At 27.7% G+C, this 2,577-nt stretch carries 2 protein-coding genes; both read right to left on the reverse strand.

Features of this window, described 5'->3' with window-relative positions; genetic code table 11:
• A partial coding sequence (locus U9R42_09195; protein ID MEA3496195.1) for an AAA domain-containing protein occupies window positions 1–2,186 on the reverse strand: 2,186 nt, incomplete at its 3' end.
• Between the two features lie 3 nt (window positions 2,187–2,189).
• Window positions 2,190–2,577 (reverse strand): AAA family ATPase (locus U9R42_09200; protein ID MEA3496196.1); only part of this gene is annotated, 388 nt, incomplete at its 5' end.

Here is a 2,577-nt window from a genome sequence, read left to right on the forward strand (position 1 = left end):
ACTGCGTGTGTTTCGGGTAATTTGCTAATATTTTCTTTTAAAATATTTTTGTCAATAATAATAATATCGTTTGCCGTTAGTTCAAGTCTGTTGTAAGTTTTTGCATCAAAAAAACCTATAATTACATTTTGTTTTCGTTTAATTATTTCAGTATAAAGTGGTTTAATAACTTTACTTGAAACAGGCAAAATAAATTTATTTTTAGCATATTTCGTAATTTCCAATAATTTGTGCAAATAAAAAGTTGCTCTCTGATATTCTTTTGGTAAAGTCCCTTCTTTTAATGGCAAAGTTTCAAGGTTTGTTACAATTTGCTCACGGTCAGTAAAAGGAGATAGTTGCATTACGTCTCCTGCCAAAATCCATTTTTTAGCGTAAAGTCCTGGAACAAGAAATTCTTGAAATGTAGTTTTGCTACTCTCATCAATTATCAAATAATCAAATTCAGGGACAATTGGCTCATCAAAAGTTGGGTATTTGCGATTATATGACCTTCTGCTTTTAAATTTCGGGTGTTGTAAAATTCCAATAGTAGTTCCGCAAACCAAATTTGCAGCATCTAGTAATAAATTTTCTGAAATATTATGTTCGCTTTGTAAGTTATTAATTTGAAACTCTCTAATATCTTCATTTATACGATTTTCATCACCTATACGAACAGGTAAAATATTGTATTTTTCAATTAAGGTTTTATCGTCTTCTTTGTTTTTATCTTTCAAACGTTCTAAAACATTATCTATTGCAACGTGTGTAGAACCACAAAGTAAAACACGTTTTCCTTGTTTTGCGAGTTGGCAAATTAATTCTAAAATTATAGTTGTTTTTCCTGACCCCGGCGGTCCTTCAAGAATTGCAAAGTCGGGTGTCGATAATGCTTTTTCAACAAATTCTCTTTGCTCTTCTTTTCCACTTCTGTTTTCATCGGTTAAAACAATCCATTCATCGTCTTCAATATAATTATTTTCAGCATCTTTCCATTTTACAACTTCTCTTTTTTCAAATAGTTTTATTAAATTAGAATGTTCGGAAACAGGCATATTTTGCAATGTTAAAACTGCTTCTAATTGTTTGCGAAGTTGATAAGTGTTTACTCTTACTTGTAGTTTTTTACCCTGAGGAAAAGTAAAACTATTATATTTTTTTACGTTTTTTTCTCGTAAAATTAGCTTATACTCACTTTCAATTCCCTGTGCAACAGAGTATTCATTTCCAGAATTGTCTTTTATTGAAATATCATCATCAAAGAAATATTTTAAAGGCGAAAAACCGGGAATATCATCTTTTTCTTCGTCTATTTCGTTTAGTTGTATCCAATATTGATTTTTATCATTACTACGAAGTTCTTTAATTGTAAATTTTACATTATCACAAATTACTGTTTTGCTTATTATTGATTTGTCTTTTATTTTGAAAGTTAAATTTTCTTGATGTTCGGCATTAAATTTTGTTCCGTCTTCAAAACTTATATTTTCTTTGTTTAATAAGTTTTGCAATTTAAAATTATGATTTCCGCTTTTTTCAGAATAAACAATAAATCTGTTTTTTTCTTCCTTTATTAATTTTGTGTTTTTAGGCTGTTTTGATGTTTCAATTATTTTAAAATCAACTTGTTTATTATTTATTGAAATTTCTGAATTATTCAAAACACCATTTATTTCAATAATATTATTGTTTGCAGAATTGATATTAAACTGGTTGTTTTCTTGTTCTATTTTATCATTCTTTTTTACTGTTATCCAAGTTGGTTTTACAAAAACATCATCACCTGCCCAATTGGCTTTTTCTATTTCTTCATAGATATTATTTAATTTTATTCTGTTTTCAGAAATAAAGTTTTGTTCTGATAATTTGATTTTTATTTTTTGTTTATTATTCCAAATTATTAGTGGAATGTCAAAATCTTTTTCATAATCACCTTCAATTGAATAAACACCTTTTTCAATATTCAGAAGTTTAATTTTTGTAGTTTTTGGGATTTCATATAAATTACCAATAATTTTTAATTCAACTAAATTATCCTGCTTTACTTTTGTCCAAGTAGCTTTTATGTCTTCTTTTTTATCAAGTGCTTTAATGGTTGTATCAAGATATTGATAAAAAGGACTAAAAGCATAATAAGCGATAGTTACCATTTCTTCTGGTGAAAAATATTTATTTTTTGGTAATTGTGTGAAATAATGCAACATAGTTTATTTGATAAAAGGGTTATTGTATTGTTCTTGTTTTAATTTTGGTATTTTATTTTCTTCTTTTATTTCAAGTTTTTCAGGCTTTTCGTTTGAAGCCATAACCGCTCTGCTTTTTGCCCATTTTCGCATATCATCAATAACTTCGCTCATTGTTTTTGCAAGTGGATAAGTTTTTTCAATGGCATCTTTTATGTCTTCGTTTGTTAAAGCTTCTCCATTGTCATAAGCCTGAAACATTGCTTCTTTTACTGCTTCTTCCAATTCCGCGCCAGAAAAACCTTTGCTTGTTTTTGCAAGTTCTTCAATATTAAATTTGCTTAAATTAGAACGCCTTTTTTTAATATGAATTTTAATAATATCCTTTCGTTCTTCTTCTGTTGGCAAATCA

This window comes from Bacteroidota bacterium, from assembly GCA_034723125.1.
Classification (GTDB): domain Bacteria; phylum Bacteroidota; class Bacteroidia; order CAILMK01; family JAAYUY01; genus JAYEOP01.